We start from the raw sequence: 1,541 nt of genomic DNA on the forward strand, positions 1-1,541 counted from the left end.
GCCAGGACCGCGAGGTCCGCGCCGAAGCCGACCACCAGCCGCCCGTCCGGAGCGACCGCCAGTGCACGGATGCCGGACGGGAACGCGTAGGCGCCGATCGGCTGTCCCGTGGTGGCGTCCCACATCCGCACGGTCCCGTCGTCGCCTCCGGCGGCGACGACGGGGCGGCCGTCCAGCGTCCCCACCGCCCCCGCCCGCACCTCGCCGGTGCACCCCGCCAAGGGCGGACCGATCCGCTCACCCGTGGCCAGGTCCCACAGATGGACAGCTTCCGTCCTGCGCCCGGTCAGGATGACGTTGCGGCCTCCGAGTGATTCCAGGGCCAGGGCGCCGCCGTGCTGCGGCTGCACTCCGATCCACCGGCTCGCGGCGAGGTCCCAGACGCGTCCTTCCCGGGTCACGGCGACGAAGCGGCCGTCCACCTCCGCGAAGAAGTCGATGGACGCGCTGCCGTACTCCCCCGTCAACCGTCCGTGCAGCTCTTCCCGGGTGGTGAGGTCCCAGATCCGCACCGTCTTCTTCCCGTCACGGGTGAGGAGGGTGGGCCGCCCCTCCACCGTGCCCACCGTCACCAGGTCCACGGCGGCGGTGTGGCCAGCCAGGGGCTCCCCGGGCTCTCCCCCACCGTCGAGGTCCCAGATCCGCACCTGCCGGTCCGGGCCTCCGGTGACGATGACGGAACGGCCCTCCACGACGGCCGTGGTGACCTGGTGCACGGGCCCCACATGACCGGCCGGCCGGCTGCCCTCCTCCTTGGCGCCGTCGAACTCCCAGACCCGGACCGATCCGTCGTCACCTCCGGTGACGGCGAGGTGGCGTCCCTCCACCACCGCCGTCGCCACTCCTCGCACCGTCCCCTCATGGCCGGTCAACGGCAGGTGCCGGTGCCGGAGGGCGGAGAGGTCCCACACCTCGACCGGCCCACGGCCGCGGCATGCGACGAGGGCGGCGGTGCGGCCCTGGAGCACCGTCAAGGCCGCCGCGTCCACGAACCCCGGGCCGGGCTCGCCCACCAGCTCGCCGGTGGCCAGGTCCCAGACGCAGGAGTCGTAGGCGTTGGCGCTGATGGCCAGCGGGCACGCGGACTCCCGGTCCGTTGCCAGGAGGTGCGTCATCGCGTTGACTTCCAGGGTGATGCAACGGCGCAGCCCGCTGTCATCGCCGTCGTCGTCGCTTTCGCCGTGGCCGTCGGTGGCCGGCGAGTGGCCGGACGCCGGGTCCGTGCCGACGCGCGACTCCCCGGCGTGGTCGCTCCCGGTGCCGAACTCCCGTCCCGTGAGCAGATCCCACCTCCGGATGGTTCCGTATCCGTGTCCGGTGACCGCGACGGGACAGCCGTCCAGCACCGCCGTCGCCAGGGCACCCACGGTGCCGGTGTGCAGGGCGAGGAGCTCACCACCCCGGCCGCCGGCGGCGAGGTCCCACACCCGCAACATGCCGTCGGTGCCGCCGCTGACCACGACCGGCCGGCCCTCGACCAGACCGGTGGCGAGCGAGGTGACCCAGGTATCGTCGTCGCAGAACGCAAGAGCACACGGCTG

At 73.7% G+C, this 1,541-nt stretch carries 1 pseudogene; it reads right to left on the reverse strand.

Annotation, left to right across the window (positions count from 1 at the left end):
• Positions 1-1,541: pseudogene (locus tag ABZ885_RS40870) on the reverse strand (hypothetical protein); the annotation flags it as partial.

Origin of the sequence: Kitasatospora sp. NPDC047058 (genome assembly GCF_040643935.1) — a bacterium.
Lineage (GTDB): Bacteria > Actinomycetota > Actinomycetes > Streptomycetales > Streptomycetaceae > Kitasatospora.